This is a genomic window from Methylocucumis oryzae, from assembly GCF_000963695.1.
GTDB lineage: Bacteria > Pseudomonadota > Gammaproteobacteria > Methylococcales > Methylomonadaceae > Methylovulum > Methylovulum oryzae.
This window is the reverse complement of the sequence record NZ_LAJX01000148.1, coordinates 1-19,744: the sequence shown is the minus strand read 5'-3', so window position 1 is coordinate 19,744 and position 19,744 is coordinate 1. Positions and strand designations below refer to the sequence as shown.

Below are 19,744 nucleotides of genomic sequence, written 5' to 3'. Positions count from 1 at the left end.
GCCTAGCGTAACGCTATCAATGCCTTCGGCAGCCGCTATGCTAATCGTACCCGTCGTAGTTTCGCTGGTATCGCCTACACTGGTTAAGCCGACTTCATAGACGGTATTGTCACCGGTCGCCGCGCCATTGCCATCATCAGCAAAGATGCTTGGTGCACCGTCGGTAGCCCCATTTATCGTTATCGTCAACGTCGCGGTCGTGCTGTCACCATCGGCATCGGTTAATGTATAGGTATAGACTTCGCTTAAGCTATCGCCGGTTTTTAACGCGTTGACGTCTGCATTGCTGTTATCTATGGTGTAGGTGTATGCACCGGTTTCGCTTAACGTTAAGCTGCCGTAATTACCCGCTAATGCGCTGTTGAGTGTGCCGTTCGTTGCGCCAAAACTTATCGCAGTAATCGGTGTACCGTTGGTATCTGCGCCTTGCTCATCGGTAACATCGCCTGCACTGCCGCTGACGTAGACATTGCCGCTAGTAGTGGCACTGCCATCTTCGGTGATGCTATTGCTGTCGTTATTCGCGACCGGGGTGTCGTCGATGATTTGTATTGTAAAGTTACCGTTGCTGCTTTCTTCCGCTCGGTCAGTGATGCTAAGCGCTATCACATCCGTATTTTCACTGGCTCCTGGCGTGTTTTGCACAGATGTCAACGTGTAGCTGTAGGCAATACTGCCGCCTGTGCTGATTCCGTCAATTTCGCCACTGCTGGTGTAGGCAGTTAACGTGAGTTCGCCTTTACTGGTCGTTATCGTGATGGGTGTTGTGCCTAGGTTGTTTAAGTCGCCTAAGGTGACTAGCGTACCTTCGATTTCTATGTAATCTATCCCTTCGGCGGCGCTTACGCTAATTGTTCCTGTGGTCGTTTCTGTGGTATCAACAACACTGGTTAAGCCATGTTCGTATACCGTGTTGTCCCCGGTAGCCGCGCCGTTGCTATCATCCGCATCAATGGTCGGTGCACCGTCGGTGACACCGTTTATGATAATGGTTAATACAGCTGTTGTACTGTCGCCATCATCGTCGGTTAATGTGTAAGTAAATTCTTCGGTTAAGGTTTCTCCGACCAGTAATTGATTGACGGTGCTGTTGTCATTATGAAGTGCGTAATCATAACTGCCATCAGCATTTAACGTTAACTCACCGTAATTACCGGCAAACGCGCTCCCGATTGTACCGGTTGTTGCACCAAAGCTTACGCCTGTAATCGGTGTAGCATTAGTATCTGCGCCTTGGTCATCGGCTACATCACCTGCGCTAAGACCTGTATAAACATTGCCGCTCGTTGTTGTTGGGCCGCTGGTCGTGCCTTCGGTCACGCTATTGGCATCATCGTTTGCGGTCGGCGTGTCGTCTATGATTTGCACCGTTAAAAAGCCAGAATCTACCCCAGCTGATGCATCAAAAACTTCTACATCAAGGCTGTCAAAACTTTCAGTGGCTGCTGGCGTGTTTTGAAGGATATTTAAGGTATAGCTATAGGTTAATTCCCCACCTGTTGTGACACCACCTACGTTACTCGTGCTGGTATATCCCGTTAACGTTAATATGCCTGAGCTTGCTGTAATATCGATAGGCGTGGTACTTAAATTAGCTAAGTCTGTTAACGATAGCGATGTACCCAAAATTGCTATCGAATCTAAACCGTCCGGCGCACTAATCGTAATAGTACCGGTATTGGTCTCTGAGGTATCGACAACACTGGTCAATCCTGCTTCGTAAACCGTCACTTCACCGGTCGCGGCAGCATTATTGTCGTTAATCAATAACGATGGGGAGCCATCGGTTGTACCATGAATTGTGATGACTAATTGTGCTTGATCGGTACCACCATTCTGGTCATCTAACGTATAAGTAAAGACCTCTGTTAAGCTTTGTCCTGTTTTTAACGCGTTGACGTCTGGATTGTTATTGTCGAGCTCATAGCTGTAGCTACCATCATCGGCAATTGTTAAATTGCCATAACTACCCGCTAATGCAGCGCCAATAGTACCGCTAGTACCAGTTCCAGAAGCTTCGGTACCGGTTCTAATCGCCGAAATCACAAGAACATCATGCGAATCTGGATCACTATCTTGACCTATGCTGCCTGGTGTTACATCGCCAGTCACTGGATTTGGCGCTGTATCTTCGGTAATTGAATTACTATCATCAACGGCAGTAGGATTATCATTTTGCGGTGTGATATTTATTTGCGTCGTCACGGTATTGGACGTTGCTGCACCCGTCGCATCCGAGTCTGCATCGACCGTCGTCCAACTAACTGTCCGAGTTGCACTCGTTACGGTAGGATCGTTGGTCGTGTTTAAGAATTTCACACTGTGTAGAACTTGTAAATATTCAGCAACTGTTCCAGAGCCGGTCAGTGTTAACACACCTGCCGAATAGCTTGCGTTGATAGCCGGTATCGTCGTAAACGTTAAAACGTCACCAGTTGTATAACCGCTGCTAATCGTCACGGTCGCACTAACCATATTCGTATCATCCGCATCGGTTAAGGTCATATTAGGTTCTAACGTAACACCTGATGCATCATCTTCTATATAAGTTCTAGGCGTATTTTCACCGCCTAAAACTGGTGCATCGGTCAATGGTGTGACTACTATTGCTTTAAAGACTCCTCCAGTCGCCGCTCCTACACCGTCCGAATTGGCATCAGTTAAGTTTACTGCTAATAATCGTGTTAATTTGCTAACATTGTCGGTAGGATCATCTGTTGTATTTTGATACGTCAAAGTTCGCAATACAGTTTGATATTCAGCTACTGTAGCTAATCCCGTCAACGTCAAAATCCCTGAACTTGAATTATACGAGCTGGAAATATTTACAGTATCGGTTACAGCTAAAATATCTCCATTCAAAAAATTTAAGTCAAATGAAACTGTTCCGCCCGTTATATGTGTATCATCCGTGTCGCTAACTGTTAATCCAGCATCGACAATAGTCGCAGCATTGTTTTCGGTATATGCACCGAGAGTAAACGGAACGGTGATCGTAGGAGCATCATTTACTGCAGTGATGTTAATTGTTCCGGTTAGAGTCGCTGTTAACGCAGTAGTGCTTGATGTTGCATCTTTAGTATTACCGCCATCGTTCAGTGTAATGGTAAAGACTCGACTTGGATCGGTAGCATTGACGGTAGGATCATTTGAAGTGCAGTTGTAACGCAAACGATCTAATAACGCTTGTACAGCGGCAGGAGTCGCAGTAGCTGAGTTAAACGTAATCACTAAGTCCGAAGCGCTACCACCCGAAAACGTTGCAAACGCAGTACCGCCAAAACGGATAGTAGAACCTGACACACCAATTTGACCTGCGCTATTGCCTTGATTAGCAATACTCAAGGTATCGCCAAACACATAACTATCTAAGCTAACTCTTAACGAACCTACACCGCCGGTAAAGAAATTGCTTGGACTGTCAGGATCAGACACTGAAATCGTGCCTCCGACAAATGCAATAGCCGAACCTTGTTCAGTGTAATTAGCACCTAAACTCGTCGCCGACATGACAGGCGCATCATTATCTAACCTTATAGTGACAGCCACCGTGGCGTTTTGAACGGAGCCACCATCACCATCATTGACCGCAAGCGTTAATGTGCGCGTTAAGGTGGGGTTATCAGAACTATTAGCAAAAGTAAGATTCTCAATGACACGCTCTACTATCGCGGGTGTCGCATTCGCATTAAACGTAACAACAAAATTGCTGCCCGAACCACCGCTATGCGTACCAATGATCACCCAGCTACTGCCGTTGAAATACTCGACATCGCTTCCGTTTCTTTGCACATTACCTAACACATTAGCGGCACCCGTTGGTAAGCTCACCGTATCTTGACCACTGACTAAACCACTCACGGTTAATGTGCCGCCGTTATAGTCAGCGCTATCGATGTCGGTTAACGTCACATCGCTGTCAATAAGCGCTGCCGTCGCATTAATCGCGTTTTCAAAATAGGTGACTGCATCTAAGCCAGTCACAGTTGGTTGATCGTTAGCACGGACAACCGTAATCGCTGTAGTAGGAATATTACTGCTTAAAAAGCTGGCGCTGGTGTCGCCTAAGTTATTAGTACCTGCATCGGTGACTTGTACCGATACAAAGCGATTGCCTGCTGTAGGGTTATCGGTTAAGTTGTTATAAGTAGTGCCTTGTAATAAGGTTTGGAAATTGCTTAGCGTTTGAACATTGGCACCATCAGGGACAATAGTAAATACACCTGTGGTGTTGTCATAGCTAACTAAGAAATTACCGACATCGACGTTAGAGTAAGTTGTGGCTAGCGAAAATGCTTGTCCACCGATAGTTAAGACTTCGTTATTACCATCTCTCAAGCCACCGACGGTTAATACCATTTGCGTTAAATTGGTATTGTCGGCATCGGTTAACGTACCTGAAGACGATATATTAACTGCGGTGTGGGTTGAATTAGCACCTTCAGTCCATGTCACCAGGTTGTTTTGACCGGCACTAGCGCCGTTTAAATCAACGACGGGGGCATCGTTAGCAGATGTTATTATTATGACACCTTGGACAGTGATGCTAGATAATGAGGTAGGCCCACCTGCATTACCACCACTTTGGCTGTTATCACTATCATCGAGACTGATATTATAGATACGTGTATTATGGGTATTGTTTGATGTGGGATTATCGCTGGTATTTAGATACTCGATGTTTTGTAAAATTGTTTCAATTTCGGTCAGCGTAGTGTCGTTATCCAAGGTAATGACTAATGGATTACTACCTGTACCGCCGGATGTTGTGACACCGGCAGGCAATGTACCGCTTGCAACTTGCAACACATCTCCAGTTACGCCATTTAATAAAACAATCGAAATCGATCCGGCGCCAAACGTAGTTGAATTAAGCCCTGTCGTCGTCGATAAATCAATGTCGGAAAATGTTAAATCTCCGCTCTGAAATAATTGGGTAGGATCTACCGATAGACCAGACCCGGTGGCACTATTTTCTGATGTAAAAATTTGCGGCCCGAATATTGGATTTATGTCAACATGCCCGCTTAACACCGGCGCATCATTCAGCTTGGTGACATCAATAGTCATCGTATTCGCCGATTGATCTAAAATCACGCCGCCATTAATCGTTGTGCCGGTATCTTCGACTTGAAAGGTAAAGCTGGTATAGGCCGTACCATTCGCATCAGCAGGCGGTGTATAGGTTAATAAACCTGAATTAATCTCGGCCACGGTCACATAAGTCGTACCCGCAACGGTAATATCAACGCCATTTAATTTTAATAGACCATTAGCCGGTAAAGTGGTAATCAACACCCGATTAAACGAATCGGTTGGACTATCTAATGGATCGCTAAAACCAAAATTTGCCGTGGTAAACGTGTAAACGGCATCTTCGTTTACCGTGACCGTAGTATCGGTACCCGCAGGCGCATCGCTAACAGGCGTAATCGTAATGCTACTCGTCACCGAATTACTGTTTTGTACGCCGTTGCTAGCACTGTCGGCATTCGCATCGGTCGCTTGCCAAGTAATTGTACGCGTAGTAGCACCACCTGAAGTTGGTGCATCATTTGTTGAGTTGCTAAAGGTGACTGATTGTAAAACTTGGTTGTAATTCGCAGTAGTATCGGCGCCGCTTAAGGTTAATATGTGAGTTGTTGGGTTATACGTCGCAGTAATACTGGTACCCGTGGTATCGGCAGCCAGCGTATCACCGGTACGGAAATTGGCGCTAATAGTCACAGTCGCACCTGACATATTGGTGTCATCTATGCTATCAGTCACGGTTACACCAGCCCCTATGGTCACAGGCGAGGCTTGTTCTATATACGAACTATTCGATGTAGGGCCAACAATACTCGGTGCATCATTTACCGGATTAACGGTAATATCAACCGTTGTTGTATCGGTTAATGGCAAGCCTTGCGCCCCACCTTCACCATAGCCTAAGTCATCGACAGTTATATCTAAATGCACATGGCCTGAAAACACGCCGCCGATATAATCAGAACCGACATTCACCGAATTTAAATTACTCGCAGGCGCATACGTCATGCCATTTAACGCCGCATTTAAATTCGCTAACGTACCATACACGATGACATCAGCACCCGCCGTTTCGTTTGTTAAGGTGTAAGGTATCGTACCAGCAGTATCAGTAAATAAGCCTGTAGCGCTACTAAAACGGAATGTACCTGCCGAAGATAAATTAAGCGTTAATTTAATAATGTCAGTGCTGCGCACATCGACATCGGACAAACTAATGGCGTTGGCACCACTAAAGGTAAACGTGGTGTCTTCGGTTGCTGTCACTGTCGCCGGTGCTGTGACAACAGGAGCATTGTTAGACGGTATGATGTTTGAAATGGTAATCGTTTGAGTCGCCGTTAACGCAGTTGTGCTACCCGTACCGTTATTGCCTAAATCATTAACGGTAATCGTAACGGTTTCGCTGACATTAGTATCATCGCCTGGCGTAAAACTTAAACCATCTAAGGCGTTGTTTACATCAGTCAACGAACCTTTAATGGTTACGGTATTGCTATTATCAGCCCCGGCGGTAATGCTAATACCTGTTGTACTGCCTAAGGTCACCGAACCGTGGCTTAAACCGTTCGGCACAGTAATCGTTACGCTGACTTGGCCTTGGTTAGCACCACTGCCTTCGTTACGGGAGGCTTCAATATCATCGACAATCACTAATCCGGCTGTTCCGGAATTAGAAATCACAATGGGTGAACCTTCGTTTACACCATCGCTAATCGTTTTATCGCCTGATATAGTCGGTTGATCGTTAATAGGCGTAACCGTCGTACCTAACGTATTAGTACTCGCAGAAATCGCGGTCGTGCCACCATTAGCCGAACTATCAGCGGTAACACGCGTTTCTGTACCGCCTGTGGTCGTGCTGAATGAGCCGGAATAAGTGTTATCTAATGCGCGTATCGTTAATGCAGCCGGTGTGCCGTTATAGTTGGCAACCGGAACAAAACGCACTTGCGTGGTAGCGGATAAGGCCAATGCCGTTGCATTGTCGGCGACTGTGCCTATGTCTTCCCAATTAGTGCCATCGGTGCTGTATTGCCATACACCTTCAGTGGTTCCATTGGCGGTATTGGCTACGACTAAAATACCCGACAACGTCGCACCGGTATCGACATCTTGAAAACCGAGTCCAGTCAACGTATTAATCGCTGCACCGCTAGGATTGCTGGTGTCTTCAGGAATGCTGGTTAAAGTTAAATTACCCACGCTAGTAGGCGCGTCATTTAAAGCCGTTATTGTCAATGTCGCCGTATCGCTAAGCACGGAAAATGGCGATGTATCGGCAGGTACCGCAGCATGAGCCGCTGATGTATCGACTTTTTGTGCCAAAAGTGCCGCTGGTTCTATCCCAGGCCTTAAAGGTTACGCTAGCAGTATCAGCATTTTCACCATCAGGGACAAAACGTATGGAATCAGTATCGCGTAATAATAACGCCGAGGTATTCGACACCGTACCGATAGCCACCCAGCCGCTACCTGTGTTGTACTGCCAAGTTCCATTGCCACTATTAAGACCTGTAATCGCAACGCCCTCTACGGCACCATCATCGACATCAAGCACATTGCTTTCAACGGCAATGCTGTTAAACAATAAATCAGCTATTGTCGTCGTTATATAAGGATCGGCAATATCTTCACTATAAGTACCTAAATCCGGCGCTGTCACGGTTAATATAGGCGCGTCATTAGCCCGCGTAACACTGACAAAAGCATTACCGCTCACGGTATTTAACCCGCCTAAGGCCGTACCGCCGCCATCATTCAAGTGATAGTTTATCGTGCGCGTACCGACGACAGGATTAGACGTATCGGTATTCGCAAAGGTAATGTTCTGAATCAATGCCTTAACTTCTGCAACATGCGCATTAGCATTAAGTGTTATGACTAAATCGTTACCGTTGTCGCCACCGACAGCCGTGCCAAATACCACTCCGGCATACGACACTTGCCCGGTACCTGTGTCATAACCGATTTGGCCAGCGCCCGAACCTTGATTGCGTACCGACAACTGGTCGTCAATATGGCTTAAACCATCGGTAAACGAAATCGTCAATACACCAGTATTAAAATCAACGTTATTATTGGCTAAATCAGGGTCGTTAAAACGTTACACTGCTATCGATAACCGTTGCGGCTTGGTCTTCAACAACATTCAGCGTACCGCCTAAACCACTTAGTTGCGGCGCATCGTTGACAGGATTGACGTGGATGTTGAATACGTCAGCAGGCTCATTTGAACCGCTACTATCAGAGACGATAAACGCAAAACTGTCATCAACCGACGCGAGTAATAAATCCGGCTCGCTGCCGTCATGGGTATATTTCAGTTTTCCGTCGATCACATCTTGTAATGTAAACGCACTACCTACACCTAATATGGTTTTAACGCCGCCGTTATCTAAATAAAGCTGGCCTTTAGTCACTGCCGAACTAATCCGATATTGCACTTGTGGATCGGCATTATCAGGATCTATTGAATTTAACAACGCGGTCGTAATGGAATTTCCTACCGAACCTTCATTGACGGTTAGAGGTAAATTAGTGACGATGACTGGCGGATCATTCACCGGAACAATATCAATCGTAACCGTTGCAACATTACTGTCTAATGGCTCTAAATCAGTCGCTCTAAATGTAAAGCTGTCGGTTAAGCCTTCTGAACCATCATGAACATAGCGCAGTTGTCCGGCGTTAAGCTGAGCAACTGTAAATGTTTCGCCACCAACTAATGTCGTTTCAAAAGTACCGTTATTGTCGGTATCAAATTGCAGCTCGCCTGCGCTAGGAACGGTTAATATCGTATACGTTAAATCGCTGTTTGGATTATCGCTATCAGAAACGCTAATAATCGTGCTATTTAACACCTGAATACGGCCAGGATTGTTAGGTGTCGGGTCGTTATCGACGTTGCTGTAACCCTCTTGAACCGAGAAATTACCATTAGCCGCTACTGGAGCGTCATTGACATTACTAATCGTGAAATTAACCGTACGACTTGGGCTTCTTGCCACATCACCTTGGTCAATCGAAATGCTTGAGCTACCATCGCTGACCGTTTTACTTCCTGCTTCGCTAACGCCTACGCCTGGGTTAATCACCACATCGCCAAGCTCAACCACACCACCATCTTCTAAATAAAAGCTGACGCTATCATTGCGCAATTCAGAGCTTGCGCTATGAAAATAAGCGATATTGCCATCGGCGACATCTTGGGCAGTAAAGCGCGAACCCACTGATAACGCTACCCAAGCACTACCATTCCAGCGGCTAATTGAACCACCTGACGGTATCGTATCAACGACATAATCTAATTCACCTACGCTATTATCACTATCATTCCATTGCAAATTAGCGGTGGTTAGTTTAACGGCATTACTGACATTAGTCAGCGCAAAGCTACTCGCATCACCGCCACCGGTATTTTCTTCCACTAACGTGCCACCCGACTGATTGGTCGCAATGGTACCCGTAGTCTGGGAAATGGTTGGCGCATCATTATTCGGTGTAACCGTTAGGCTAACTGTAGAACTGCCGCTAACCGTGCCGCCAGTACGCGTGACACTGAACGCATCGGTACTACCGTAAGTATCTGGCTCTACGCCATCACTGACATAGACTAAGTTGCCATTATTAATATCGGTTTGAGTAAAGCTACCTGATAACGCTAACGCATTACCATTTAAATACAACGTTCCATGGCTAGGCAAAGCCGTTAATGTATAACTCGTTGAACCGCGTAGCGTAACATTATCAATCGCTAGTAAACCGTCTTCTTGCGGTTGTCCTGTTAAGGTGCCTGCATCCGGAATCGTCGCCGGTGTGCCGGTAGTGACATCTATCGTTAAACTACCGGTACTAACGCCACCGTCCCGGTCATTAACCGAAAAACTAAAGCCGTCGTCGTTAATCGTAAAACCGTCATTGGTATAGCTTAAGTTACCTGCTGTTAAATCTGCTTCGGTAAACGTAGAGCCTATGCCCGCTTCAACGCCATTGATAAATAATTTACCGTGCGTAGGCAACGAACTCACCGTATAAACGCGGTTTGCTGCTAAGCTATCAGGGTCGGTTGCGGTAATAAACGAATTATCAATTGTCGCGCTACTGCCTTGTGGCACCGATAAGGTATTCGTTACTGGCGTTGGTGGATCGTTCACCGCCACAATGGTAATCGTAACGGTATCGGAATCCGTCGTTGGTGTTAAGGTTGGATGATTATCGCTGGCACTGACGTTAAACGATGCCGTAGGAAATAGCGATGGCTCAGCACCGGTAGAAACAAAGCGCAATGGATTTGCAGCTAGCTCAGCTTGAGTAAACTGCATACCCACCGTCACATCGGCATAAGCAGCGCCATCCCAGTATTGCAGTTTACCGACAACCGGATTAGGTAAACTATCAATGGTTAATGCCATTAATGCCGGATTACCATCGGCATCACTCATACCTAAGCTAAGGTCAGTATGATCGCCTGGGTTCACCAGCTCTAAAACGTTTTGTGTTGTACCAGTAATATTGATTTGGGCGTTTACATCAGAGATATTGATATTAAACGTACGCGGCGTCGTATCGCCGACGGCCCCCCCCGTTCCACCTAATACACCGCCCGCACCGTCGCGTACACTAAAGGTAAAGCTATCGGTACCCGCACTGCTTAGCTCAGACCCCGTATATTGATACCGAATCACATTGCCTGCCGCTATATCGGCTTGCGAAAACAACGTGCCTGCGGTCATCGCGACGCCGTTTTTATACAGTACGCCGTTAGCCGGAACGCTTTCTAAACGATAAAGGATTTGTAAATTGGTGTTGTCAGGGTCAGTGAGGGGGAACTGCGTTGAGGTAATGAAAGCGGCCGTCGTTTCGCTTAACGTCAATGGCACCGCCGTTAACGTCGGGGTATCATTGCGGCTTGATACGGCTAAATCAGCGGTTAATGAACCGGCGCTAGTCGTAATGCCATCCCAAGCATGATAGCTTAACGTCACCACACCCGACTCATTAGCATCAGTAGCGCTAGCATCGGCAACAAAACGAATTTTAGTGTCAGCCGCTAAAGTCACCGGCGAGCCTAATACGCCGGTAGGAATACTGACCCATGTGCTACTGCCATTGAGTTGATACTCTAAGTGACCGGTCATCGCGGTGTCTATGCTGCTACTATCTAACGAGATGCCTAGCGCTGTGCCATTATCAATATCGGTAGCAAGATCACCGACGACAACACTGACTAAGAAATCACTGATAAGAACGCCTGGATTTTCTGCTTCAGTCGCATTTTCAGGTATTGATGGCAAAACCGGTGTGCCAGACACCACAACTGGTGCATCATTCGTACCGGTAATCGTCACGGTTAAGCCGGCAGTAGACTTCTCCCCTGCAGTGTCTTGCATGGTGTAAGTAAAGTCGTCGGTAATTTGCTCACCTAACGCTAAAGCTTGCACTGCCGCTAAGCTATTATTTAATTCGTAACTATAACTACCATCGCTATTAACGGTCAATGTACCGTAACTACCGATTAACGCTACGCCTACACCTGATACCACCGGTCCACTGACGGTGCCCACTGTCGCACCAATAACTAACTTAGTATCACCATAAACTGAGTCCACATCAGTATCATTAGTTAACACATTACCGGTGACACTAACCGCATCTTCATTAATGGCGGCACTGTCATTAACTGCCGTTGGCGCATCATTAACCGCCGTCACGGTAATAGAGACGTTTTTGGTTAACGTTAGTAGTGCCGTCATTCGTGTTTAACGCCACCGTAGCCGTACCATTGAAATCAGCAGTCGGCGTAAACGTCATGCCGTTTAACGCATTATTGACATTGGTTAACGACCCGGTAAACGATAAATTATTCGTACCATTACCCGTTAATCCGCTAAGCCCTGTGGTAGATGCCAAGTTTAACGTGCCATTGGTTACGGTAATCGTTACCGTCTGCGCGTCACCGTCGGTATCACTAATACTAATACCGGTAATGGCTAAATTACCCTGTTCAGCGACAGAACGTGTACCCACGCTATCGGTAATCACAGGTGCTGCTAATAAGCTCGCATAGTCAGCAAACACTAAACTAGCGGTTTCAATAGCACCGGTAGACGCTTCTAATGTCCAATCACCACCTAACGCCTCTGCACCTGTGGCATCTAGCGACGCAGCGACATCAGCGCCAGTTAGTGCCGACAAGGTATTAATAAATCGCTCACCCGCTAAATCATCCGCTAAGTCACAACCATACAATAAAATATCAGCATCTAAATTTAATGCGTTCTTAATGGTTTCTAACTCGTCATCATAGTCTCGGCTTAATTGTTCTTCGGTAATCTCGCTACCCGCTAAATACAAACGGCCCTCTGAACCGTGCGAAATAATATGTATCGCATCAACATCATGACTGTCTTTTAATGCGGTCGCAATTTGCGTTAAGCCATCCTGACTTTGGTCAAGCAAGACAATCTGTGCATTAGGACTTATTGAGCTCAATAACTCGGTGTAATTTTTCACCGAGGTATCAATAAACACCCATTCCTGTTTAACTTCGCTAGTTGGTAAGGAGGTTAAAGATAACGCGGATAATAGCGATGCAGTATTATCAACAACGGTTGGCTGAGTCGTTGTCGTCTCAGCGTGTGCAGCAGATGTGCTGTCTTCTGCGGCTACTGACGGTTCAGACTCAGTGGTAGCACTTTGATTAGGTGAATCGGCCTCTTTAGGCAGCGCTAAATCGACTTGCTGTTGCGCAACCTGATCCGCCGCAAGGTCGGCACCGGTAGCGGCACCGGCGGCATCGAACATAAATCGTGGTTCAAGAGCTAACAATACAGCAGAAGTTTTAGTAGTTGACGAATCTTTATTGGCTACACGCTTAGTCATGGGTAAAACCTAAAACAGAGTTAACCGCCGCATCCTCACGGTGCGTTGGGTATTAGTAAACAGCGATGGAATTTTTAAGCAGAAATTACAAAGGATGCAGTCGATTCCAATTGGCTTGTAATTGCTTAGCCAATTCAGCAACAGGTTGTTCTAACTTAGCATTTTCGGGTAAAGGTGGGTCTATGCCCAATGAAGCTGCGATTGAGGCATAAGCGTTTTCTAAATCGGCATACGTCACATCGCGGCGTACTTCAGACAGCAAGGTGTTCATTTCTTCGCGGATTAAACTTTGTTCGTTAATACGACCGGTTTTGACGCCAGCCCGTACTTGTTCAACTAATTCGGCTTGTGTGGATTGGTAATCAGTTGCTGTATCAAACTCACGCTTAGCATGGTCAAATTGCGCACGACTTACATGTACCTGCGTTAATACTGCCATGCTCATTGCTAACCGTTCAGCGTCTAATAAATTTTTCTGTGCGTCTAACTCCTCTTTTTTAGCCGGGTAACGCACTAAGTTCATTAAATTCCAAGCGACTTGGCTGCTTAAATTCCACCAATCTTTTTCAAATAAAAAGCTGTTATTGCTAGTGTTATAAGCGCCGCCAAATTCTATCCCCGGAATCATCGCAACTAAAGCCGCTTTGGCTTCATTCGCATTGGCGCGTTTTTTCGTAAACCAAGGCTCTGATTTCTGGGCGGTTTTCTAACGCTATTTGTTCCATTTTATCTGGCGGCAAGGTAAGATTTTTCGTCCAGGCATTGCGCTCTGGTACGACTAAATGGAAGTCTTCGCCAGGCTTGATATTCATTAAAGCCGCTAATTGAACTTTAGATAACGCTAACGTGCGTTGTAACTGCTCTAATTCGCGTTGAATCGATAATAACTCGCGCTGATAGGTTAACGCGCCCATAGGATTTAACAACTTACGCGTTAACGCTTGCTTGGATTGGGCTAAAGCGACATCAATTCGCCCAGCTAAGGCTTGCATATCCGCTTTTAAGCGCTCGTTACTCACCGTACGCCAATAAGCCGTAATCACATCTTGCACAATGCGATTCACTACTTTACGCTTTTCCTCTTCGCGCGCCATGACTTTATCGCCTGCTTGATGGGCTCTGAAATAAGAGACGCCAAAATCGACAATATTCCAAGTTAAGCCTAACTTGGCGTTAAAAACATCTCTATCTGATGAGGTCGAAGGCTCTAAAGATTGTCTGCCGCTCAGTAATGAACGACTCGACGCACCACTCCAGTTATTACGCGCATCGACACCTAAACTCCCGACAAACTTAGGCAGCATGTCGTAATGACTAATATCTAGCTGCTCTTGCGCTAAGGTTTTATGCATGAGTTCAACTCGGTAATCCAAGTTGTACTTTAAGGCTCTGGCAACGGCTTCGTGTAACGTAATAGGACCTGAAACTTTTTCTTGCTCTTGTTGCAGTTTAAGACTGTCTTCAGCAACGCGGGCTTTGTTTTCTTGTTCGGTAATGGGAGCAGGATTAATTGAACATGCTGTTAATCCTGCTAAAGTGAAACCGGCAACCGCTAACCATACTGGTTTAGTAGGCGGGTTATTAAGGTCATTTTTTCTGTTTGATAGATTATTGCGTGGTGTTGATAATTTTAGTCGTAGTAATGCCATCTTGTGTTCCAGAAATTGCATAATTCCCCGCAGTTTATAGGTGTTATATGTTAAATCTATCAATGCACGCACAGATGTTTTAGTCAATCATACAACGGCGTCACAATTTAAAGCCTTAGAATTATATAACGCTTTATTTAAATTGTTACAAACTAAAATAGCGCTCAGGCGCAATAGCGGCAAATACTGCTTTTTCTTTAATAAATTTTAACCCTATCACATTTAAGATAATTTACTTTCAAAGCAACAAATTAATCAGCAAGATTAGCTTTATACAAAATATCTTTAATGATGGTGGGTTGTTCGACCATAGCGGGATGACAGAAAGCAGAGACCATTTTATTCTGCGCAGGCCGCCAAATCGAGCTCGATGCAGGCAAAATCATTAAATCAAATGGCGTCCAATAAGAATAGCATGGAATATTAGATAGTAATTCTTCTTGCTGGTTTAATGACTTGATAAAGGCACTACCCGGCCGCATGTCTTTCACGCCCTGATGAGCGAGTAGATAAGCTGAGTATGTTCCATTATGCGGCGACGAAATTGAAAAAAAACTGCTTACTCGGGAATAACCCGCTAAATCTAACAAATAAGACCGTGCAATTAAGCCTCCCATACTAAAACCTACTAAATGAAACTTTTCATCATCCTCTAAGTGTGTCTCAATAACGTGTTGTAACTGCCGTGCTAATTCAGTCAAACTGGCAGTACCATTATTAGGCGTTAACGATGGCACGATACAGTGATGACCTTTTTTTTTCAAATACAGACCGCATTAAACGAAATTTGCGTTTAGTATCGTGAATACCATGAACAAGTACAAAAATCATACTCCCCCTCGCTATGATTCTGATGACTTGCATAAACTAACCTTGATTAGTTATGCGCTACTTATTATGTAATGCTCAACGCCTAGCACTGAAAGCTAGCGCTAAATACGATAAAACCGCCAAAAGGCGGTTTTATCTTGAGTTTAAGCCATTAAATAACGCGGCGTTTTAACACACCTAAGGCAAGCAATGACGAGCCAAACAGCCAAATAGCGGCTGGAACTGGCACAGGATTAACATTAGATGACGTAAATTCAGCGCGTATACCGGTTGGATTACCACCTGATAATTTGTAGTTTGTTACGATAAACTGAAGCGTATTAATACCCGCTTTAAATAAGCTACCGGTAGCAGAAAACGAATACCAACTAGTAAAACCAGACGCCGTGCCTATTTGCACACCATTAAGGTAAGCCACAGCCGCATTATCCGCAGCAAAAACGCCCTGAAAACATGGCGCTTGCATAGTCAAAACCCGTTAAATCAAACGTTAATGTCCAAGTATATTGACCATCCACTGAGGGGTCATAACTTTGTCCACGCGTAGACGACGGTGTTAACCAATGCGACGTCGAAGTGTCAGCAAGCCAAGGACTTATTGGCCAGCCACTACCTACCGCCGCATAACCATAACTTACAGCTGACGAAGCGCCTGAGCCAGCCGTTTTAGTTAACTGATAATGCATATCTTGGGTTTTGTCGGTCGTAATACCCGCACCCGTGTTATATAAACCAGGAATCGTTGCTGCATTAGCTGTGTTGCTTGCACCCCACATGAATAATGCAAAGCCGACACTGATGAGTGGAATGTTTTTTATCATTTTTTCTTCTCTCAAAAACTATAATAGGGTCATAATTACAAAGTACATTGGTAAGTCATAGGATGCTTTAGCTGTCCTAAGTACTTACCACGCAATTGCTGTGCCGACTGCTTCAAAGGCTACACTAATCACAACATTGCAAGTTCATCTTTGTGAGCACCAATACACTTTTTATCAAAAATTCAATGCGAGTCACTGAAAAACCTGCATTTGGGATAAATGATGAAAATATCAGAGCGACTTTTATAAACCAAAGAAGTTTTAACTATGACTTTTTTTTGTCACTTGTGTACGAAAAGAGCATTCATGAACTGACCAAGCACAATCCCTCAACATGACCAACTCAAACAATATTGACTTAGCAGCACGCGACTTGTCTGTCTTATGGCATCCTTGTACGCAAATGAAAGATCATGAAGACTTTCCTATTATTCCTATTAAATCCGGTTTAGGCGTCTGGCTGGAAGATTTTGATGGCAAGCGTTATTTAGATGCGATTAGCTCATGGTGGGTAAATATATTCGGCCATGCCCATCCCACTATAAACCAAGCCTTGATAGAGCAGTTAAACACGCTAGAGCACGTTATTTTTGCCGGTTTTACGCATGAAGTTGGCATTGAACTGGCTGAGCAACTGATTAAAGTCGCGCCTAATGGGCTAAGCCGCTGTTTTTATGCCGATAATGGTTCTGCTGCCGTGGAAGTGGCCTTAAAAATGAGTTTTCATTATTGGCAAAATCAAGGGCAAAAACAAAAAACAAAATTTATCACGCTAGAAAACAGTTATCACGGTGAAACCTTAGGTGCCTTAGCGGTCGGTCATGTCGAATTGTATAAAAAAAACTTATGCGCCGTTATTGATGGACGTGATAACCGTGCCTAGCCCTGATTGTTATTTCAGAGAGCCTGGCGAATCCTGGCAGCAGTATAGTGAACGCCGCTTTGAACTCATGGAAGCAACCTTAGCACGCTATGCCAACGAGGTATGTGCCGTAATTGTAGAGCCGTTAGTGCAATGCGCAGGTGGTATGCGTATGTATGCTCCGATTTATTTAGAACGCCTACGCGCTGCTTGTGACCGTTACCAAGTGCATTTAATTGCCGATGAAATTGCCGTCGGTTTTGGTCGCACAGGGACTTTATTTGCCTGCGAGCAAGCGTCTATACGGCCGGATTTTATGTGTTTATCAAAAGGCTTAACCGGTGGTTATTTACCTCTTGCTGCCGTATTAACTACCGATGCGGTTTATCAAGCGTTTTATGATGATTACAACAAGCTGACCGCTTTTTTACATTCCCATAGTTACACAGGCAACACATTAGCCTGTCGAGCTGCGTTAGCGACGCTAGAACTTTTTGCTCAAACTGACGTTATCCAACAAAATCGTAGCCTAGCACTAACTATGCGCGAAGTTGTTAAACGCTTTGAGCAGCATCCCAATATTGCAGAAGTACGCCAAACCGGGCTTATCGTCGCGTTAGAACTGGTTAAAAATAAACACACTAAAGAGCCTTTTCCTTGGCAGGAACGACGTGGTGTTAAGATATATCGCTATGCGCTTAGTCAAGGTGTATTGATTAGGCCATTAGGCAATATCATTTACTTTATGCCACCTTATGTCATTAATGCCGCTGAACTCGAATTCTTAGCCGACGTTACCTGGCGTAGTATTGAACATGCATTAACCGACTAGCCCATCTCCACCATGACTCAGCCATCCAGTATCCTTGTAGTCGATGATGACCCTGTCAACCTGAGCATCATCTCTCATCATTTAACCAATTATGATTTTAACGTTTATATCGCACAAGAGGGTTTAGAAGCGCTAACACGAGCAGAATTATTGTTACCCGACTTAATCTTGCTAGATATTATGCTGCCTGACTTAACGGGTTTTGAGGTTTGTCAACGCTTAAAAAGCAACGTACAGACTCGAGATATTCCTGTTATTTTCATGACTGCGTCAAATGCATTTGAGGACAGGATTACTGGATTCACTTTAGGTGCAATCGATTATTTAATTAAACCCATTCATAGCGAAGAACTAAAAGTCAGAATCAGCACTCATATCAACCTTGCCACGATGCGCCGTGAACTCATCGAACACAAACTAGAGCTCGAGCAAAAAGTGGCATTACGCACTGCTGAACTAAGCAATAGCTACGAATTATTAAAAACGGAAATTAATGAGCGCCAAATCGCTGAAGAAAAATTAGCGATGAGTGTGCAAGAATTTAAAACCTTAGCTGAAAGCCTACCTGACCCTATTGCTAGATACGATAGGCAACGTAAGAAAACCTACACCAATCGACCTAACCTTCACATACAAGGCATAGATGAACCAGACAAAGCGCATTGTTATCGACTGATAACTCCTAGCGTAGAGGAGTTTGCTGCACGCTTACAATGGGTTATCGATAACGGTATTAGTGATGAAATTTTGACAGAATTATTAGACCCGCAAGCGAATACCGTAAACCATAATGTATATTTTATTCCTGAATTTGATGACAATGGCTTAGTAAAGAGCGTGTTATCAATCAGCCACGATATTACTGGGATAAAACGCATGGAGGCCATGCTGTTAAAAAGCGAATTAGAATTTCGTACACTTGCAGAAAACTCGCCCGAAATCATCTTACGCTATGACTTGAATTGTCGACATGTCTATCTGAATCCTGCATTTGAGCGAGAAACCAGCATCCCACTCGATTATTTATGGAATAGTCCACCGAATCAGCATTGGGATAGACTAATGCCTAGTCAAGACTATATTGCCAAACTTAAGCGCATTATGACCACCGGTCAATCCGATAAAATCATTTTAGAATGGCGTGGACAAGACAATACGCAAAAAACACATAAGCTGCACGCTGTCGCCGAACGTAATGAAGACAATCAAATTATCGGTGTACTCGTTATAGGCCATAACATCACTGAATTAAAGGCCACCGAACGCCGTTTAGAGGAATCACGTACACAGCTTAGAGCATTAACTGCAAAGCGCGAAGAAGCCCGCGAGGAAGAGCGTAAGCGTATTGCTAGGGAAATTCACGACGAGTTAGGACAATTACTGAACGTATTAAGACTGAACCTAACTACGTTGGATTTTCGTTTTGGCGATGCTAATCAAGATTTACGCAATACAGCTCAAAAAATGCTGACTACGTTAGATAGGGCCATACTAATGGTCAGAAGCTTAGCGACTCGCTTACGCCCAGCCGTGCTTAATACAGGTATAGTATCGGCACTAGACTGGTTAGTACAAGAATTTACCGACAGCACAGGAATTTCATGCCAGCTACACACTAAACTTAGCGAATTAAAACTCAATGAAGATAAAGCTATGTTGATTTTTCGCATCGTGCAAGAATCCCTAACCAATGTGTTAAAACATGCGTATGCGCAACGCGTTGATGTTTACTTAAGCTTAAATAACAGCACGATTGTTGTCAGCATTAGTGATAATGGCATAGGTATCAAAGCCGAACAACTGGAAAAACACAATGCTTTTGGCATCCTCGGTA

10 protein-coding genes and 1 pseudogene are annotated in these 19,744 nt (G+C 44.9%); 2 read left to right on the top strand and 9 right to left on the bottom strand.

The window, feature by feature from the left end:
* The 9 genes from VZ94_RS14500 to VZ94_RS23190 all read right to left on the bottom strand — a co-directional run.
* A partial coding sequence (locus VZ94_RS14500; RefSeq protein WP_204369157.1) for a cadherin-like domain-containing protein occupies positions 1-7,359 on the bottom strand: 7,359 nt, incomplete at its 3' end.
* Positions 7,286-8,083 carry a hypothetical protein gene (locus tag VZ94_RS14495; RefSeq protein WP_045779775.1) on the bottom strand — a complete coding sequence of 266 codons (798 nt, stop codon included), beginning with the start codon at positions 8,081-8,083 and terminating at the stop codon, positions 7,286-7,288. The genes VZ94_RS14500 and VZ94_RS14495, both read right to left, overlap by 74 nt.
* A gap of 46 nt (positions 8,084-8,129) precedes the next feature.
* Complete coding sequence (locus VZ94_RS14490) at positions 8,130-11,786, bottom strand: cadherin-like domain-containing protein (RefSeq protein WP_045779774.1); 3,657 nt, start codon at positions 11,784-11,786, stop codon at positions 8,130-8,132.
* Positions 11,731-12,915: a DUF4347 domain-containing protein gene (locus tag VZ94_RS14485; protein WP_045779773.1), complete on the bottom strand. Its 1,185-nt coding sequence runs from the start codon at positions 12,913-12,915 to the stop codon at positions 11,731-11,733. The genes VZ94_RS14490 and VZ94_RS14485 overlap by 56 nt, the downstream gene beginning before the upstream one ends.
* Before the next feature lie 85 nt (positions 12,916-13,000).
* On the bottom strand, positions 13,001-13,543 hold the full coding sequence (locus VZ94_RS23205; RefSeq protein WP_052700570.1) for a TolC family protein: 543 nt from the start codon (positions 13,541-13,543) through the stop codon (positions 13,001-13,003).
* Positions 13,544-13,565: 22 nt separating this feature from the next.
* On the bottom strand, positions 13,566-14,564 hold the full coding sequence (locus tag VZ94_RS23200; RefSeq protein WP_052700569.1) for a TolC family protein: 999 nt from the start codon (positions 14,562-14,564) through the stop codon (positions 13,566-13,568).
* Positions 14,565-14,815: 251 nt separating this feature from the next.
* Positions 14,816-15,328: an esterase/lipase family protein gene (locus VZ94_RS14475; RefSeq protein ID WP_052700568.1), complete on the bottom strand. Its 513-nt coding sequence runs from the start codon at positions 15,326-15,328 to the stop codon at positions 14,816-14,818.
* Between the two features lie 218 nt (positions 15,329-15,546).
* Positions 15,547-15,813: a VPLPA-CTERM sorting domain-containing protein gene (locus VZ94_RS23195; RefSeq protein WP_157844942.1), complete on the bottom strand. Its 267-nt coding sequence runs from the start codon at positions 15,811-15,813 to the stop codon at positions 15,547-15,549.
* 7 nt (positions 15,814-15,820) lie between these two features.
* Positions 15,821-16,216, bottom strand: coding sequence for a hypothetical protein (locus VZ94_RS23190; RefSeq protein WP_052700566.1), 396 nt, complete (start codon positions 16,214-16,216; stop codon positions 15,821-15,823).
* 334 nt (positions 16,217-16,550) lie between these two features.
* Between VZ94_RS23190 and VZ94_RS14465 the strand changes: the two are divergent.
* Together VZ94_RS14465 and VZ94_RS14460 are read left to right on the top strand one after the other, a co-directional pair.
* Positions 16,551-17,910 (top strand): annotated as a pseudogene (locus VZ94_RS14465) (adenosylmethionine--8-amino-7-oxononanoate transaminase).
* 12 nt (positions 17,911-17,922) lie between these two features.
* A partial coding sequence (locus VZ94_RS14460) for a response regulator (protein ID WP_045779772.1) occupies positions 17,923-19,744 on the top strand: 1,822 nt, incomplete at its 3' end.

Bases quoted from the DNA above. Each gene is read 5' to 3' on its own strand.
- VZ94_RS14490 (WP_045779774.1), bottom strand. From the start codon at position 11,786: ATGACGGCACTACTAACGTTAACCAAAAACGTCTCTATTACCGTGACG.
- VZ94_RS14485 (WP_045779773.1), bottom strand. From the start codon at position 12,915: ATGACTAAGCGTGTAGCCAATAAAGATTCGTCAACTACTAAAACTTCT.
- VZ94_RS23205 (WP_052700570.1), bottom strand. From the start codon at position 13,543: ATGATTCCGGGGATAGAATTTGGCGGCGCTTATAACACTAGCAATAAC.
- VZ94_RS23200 (WP_052700569.1), bottom strand. From the start codon at position 14,564: ATGGCATTACTACGACTAAAATTATCAACACCACGCAATAATCTATCA.
- VZ94_RS23190 (WP_052700566.1), bottom strand. From the start codon at position 16,216: ATGATAAAAAACATTCCACTCATCAGTGTCGGCTTTGCATTATTCATG.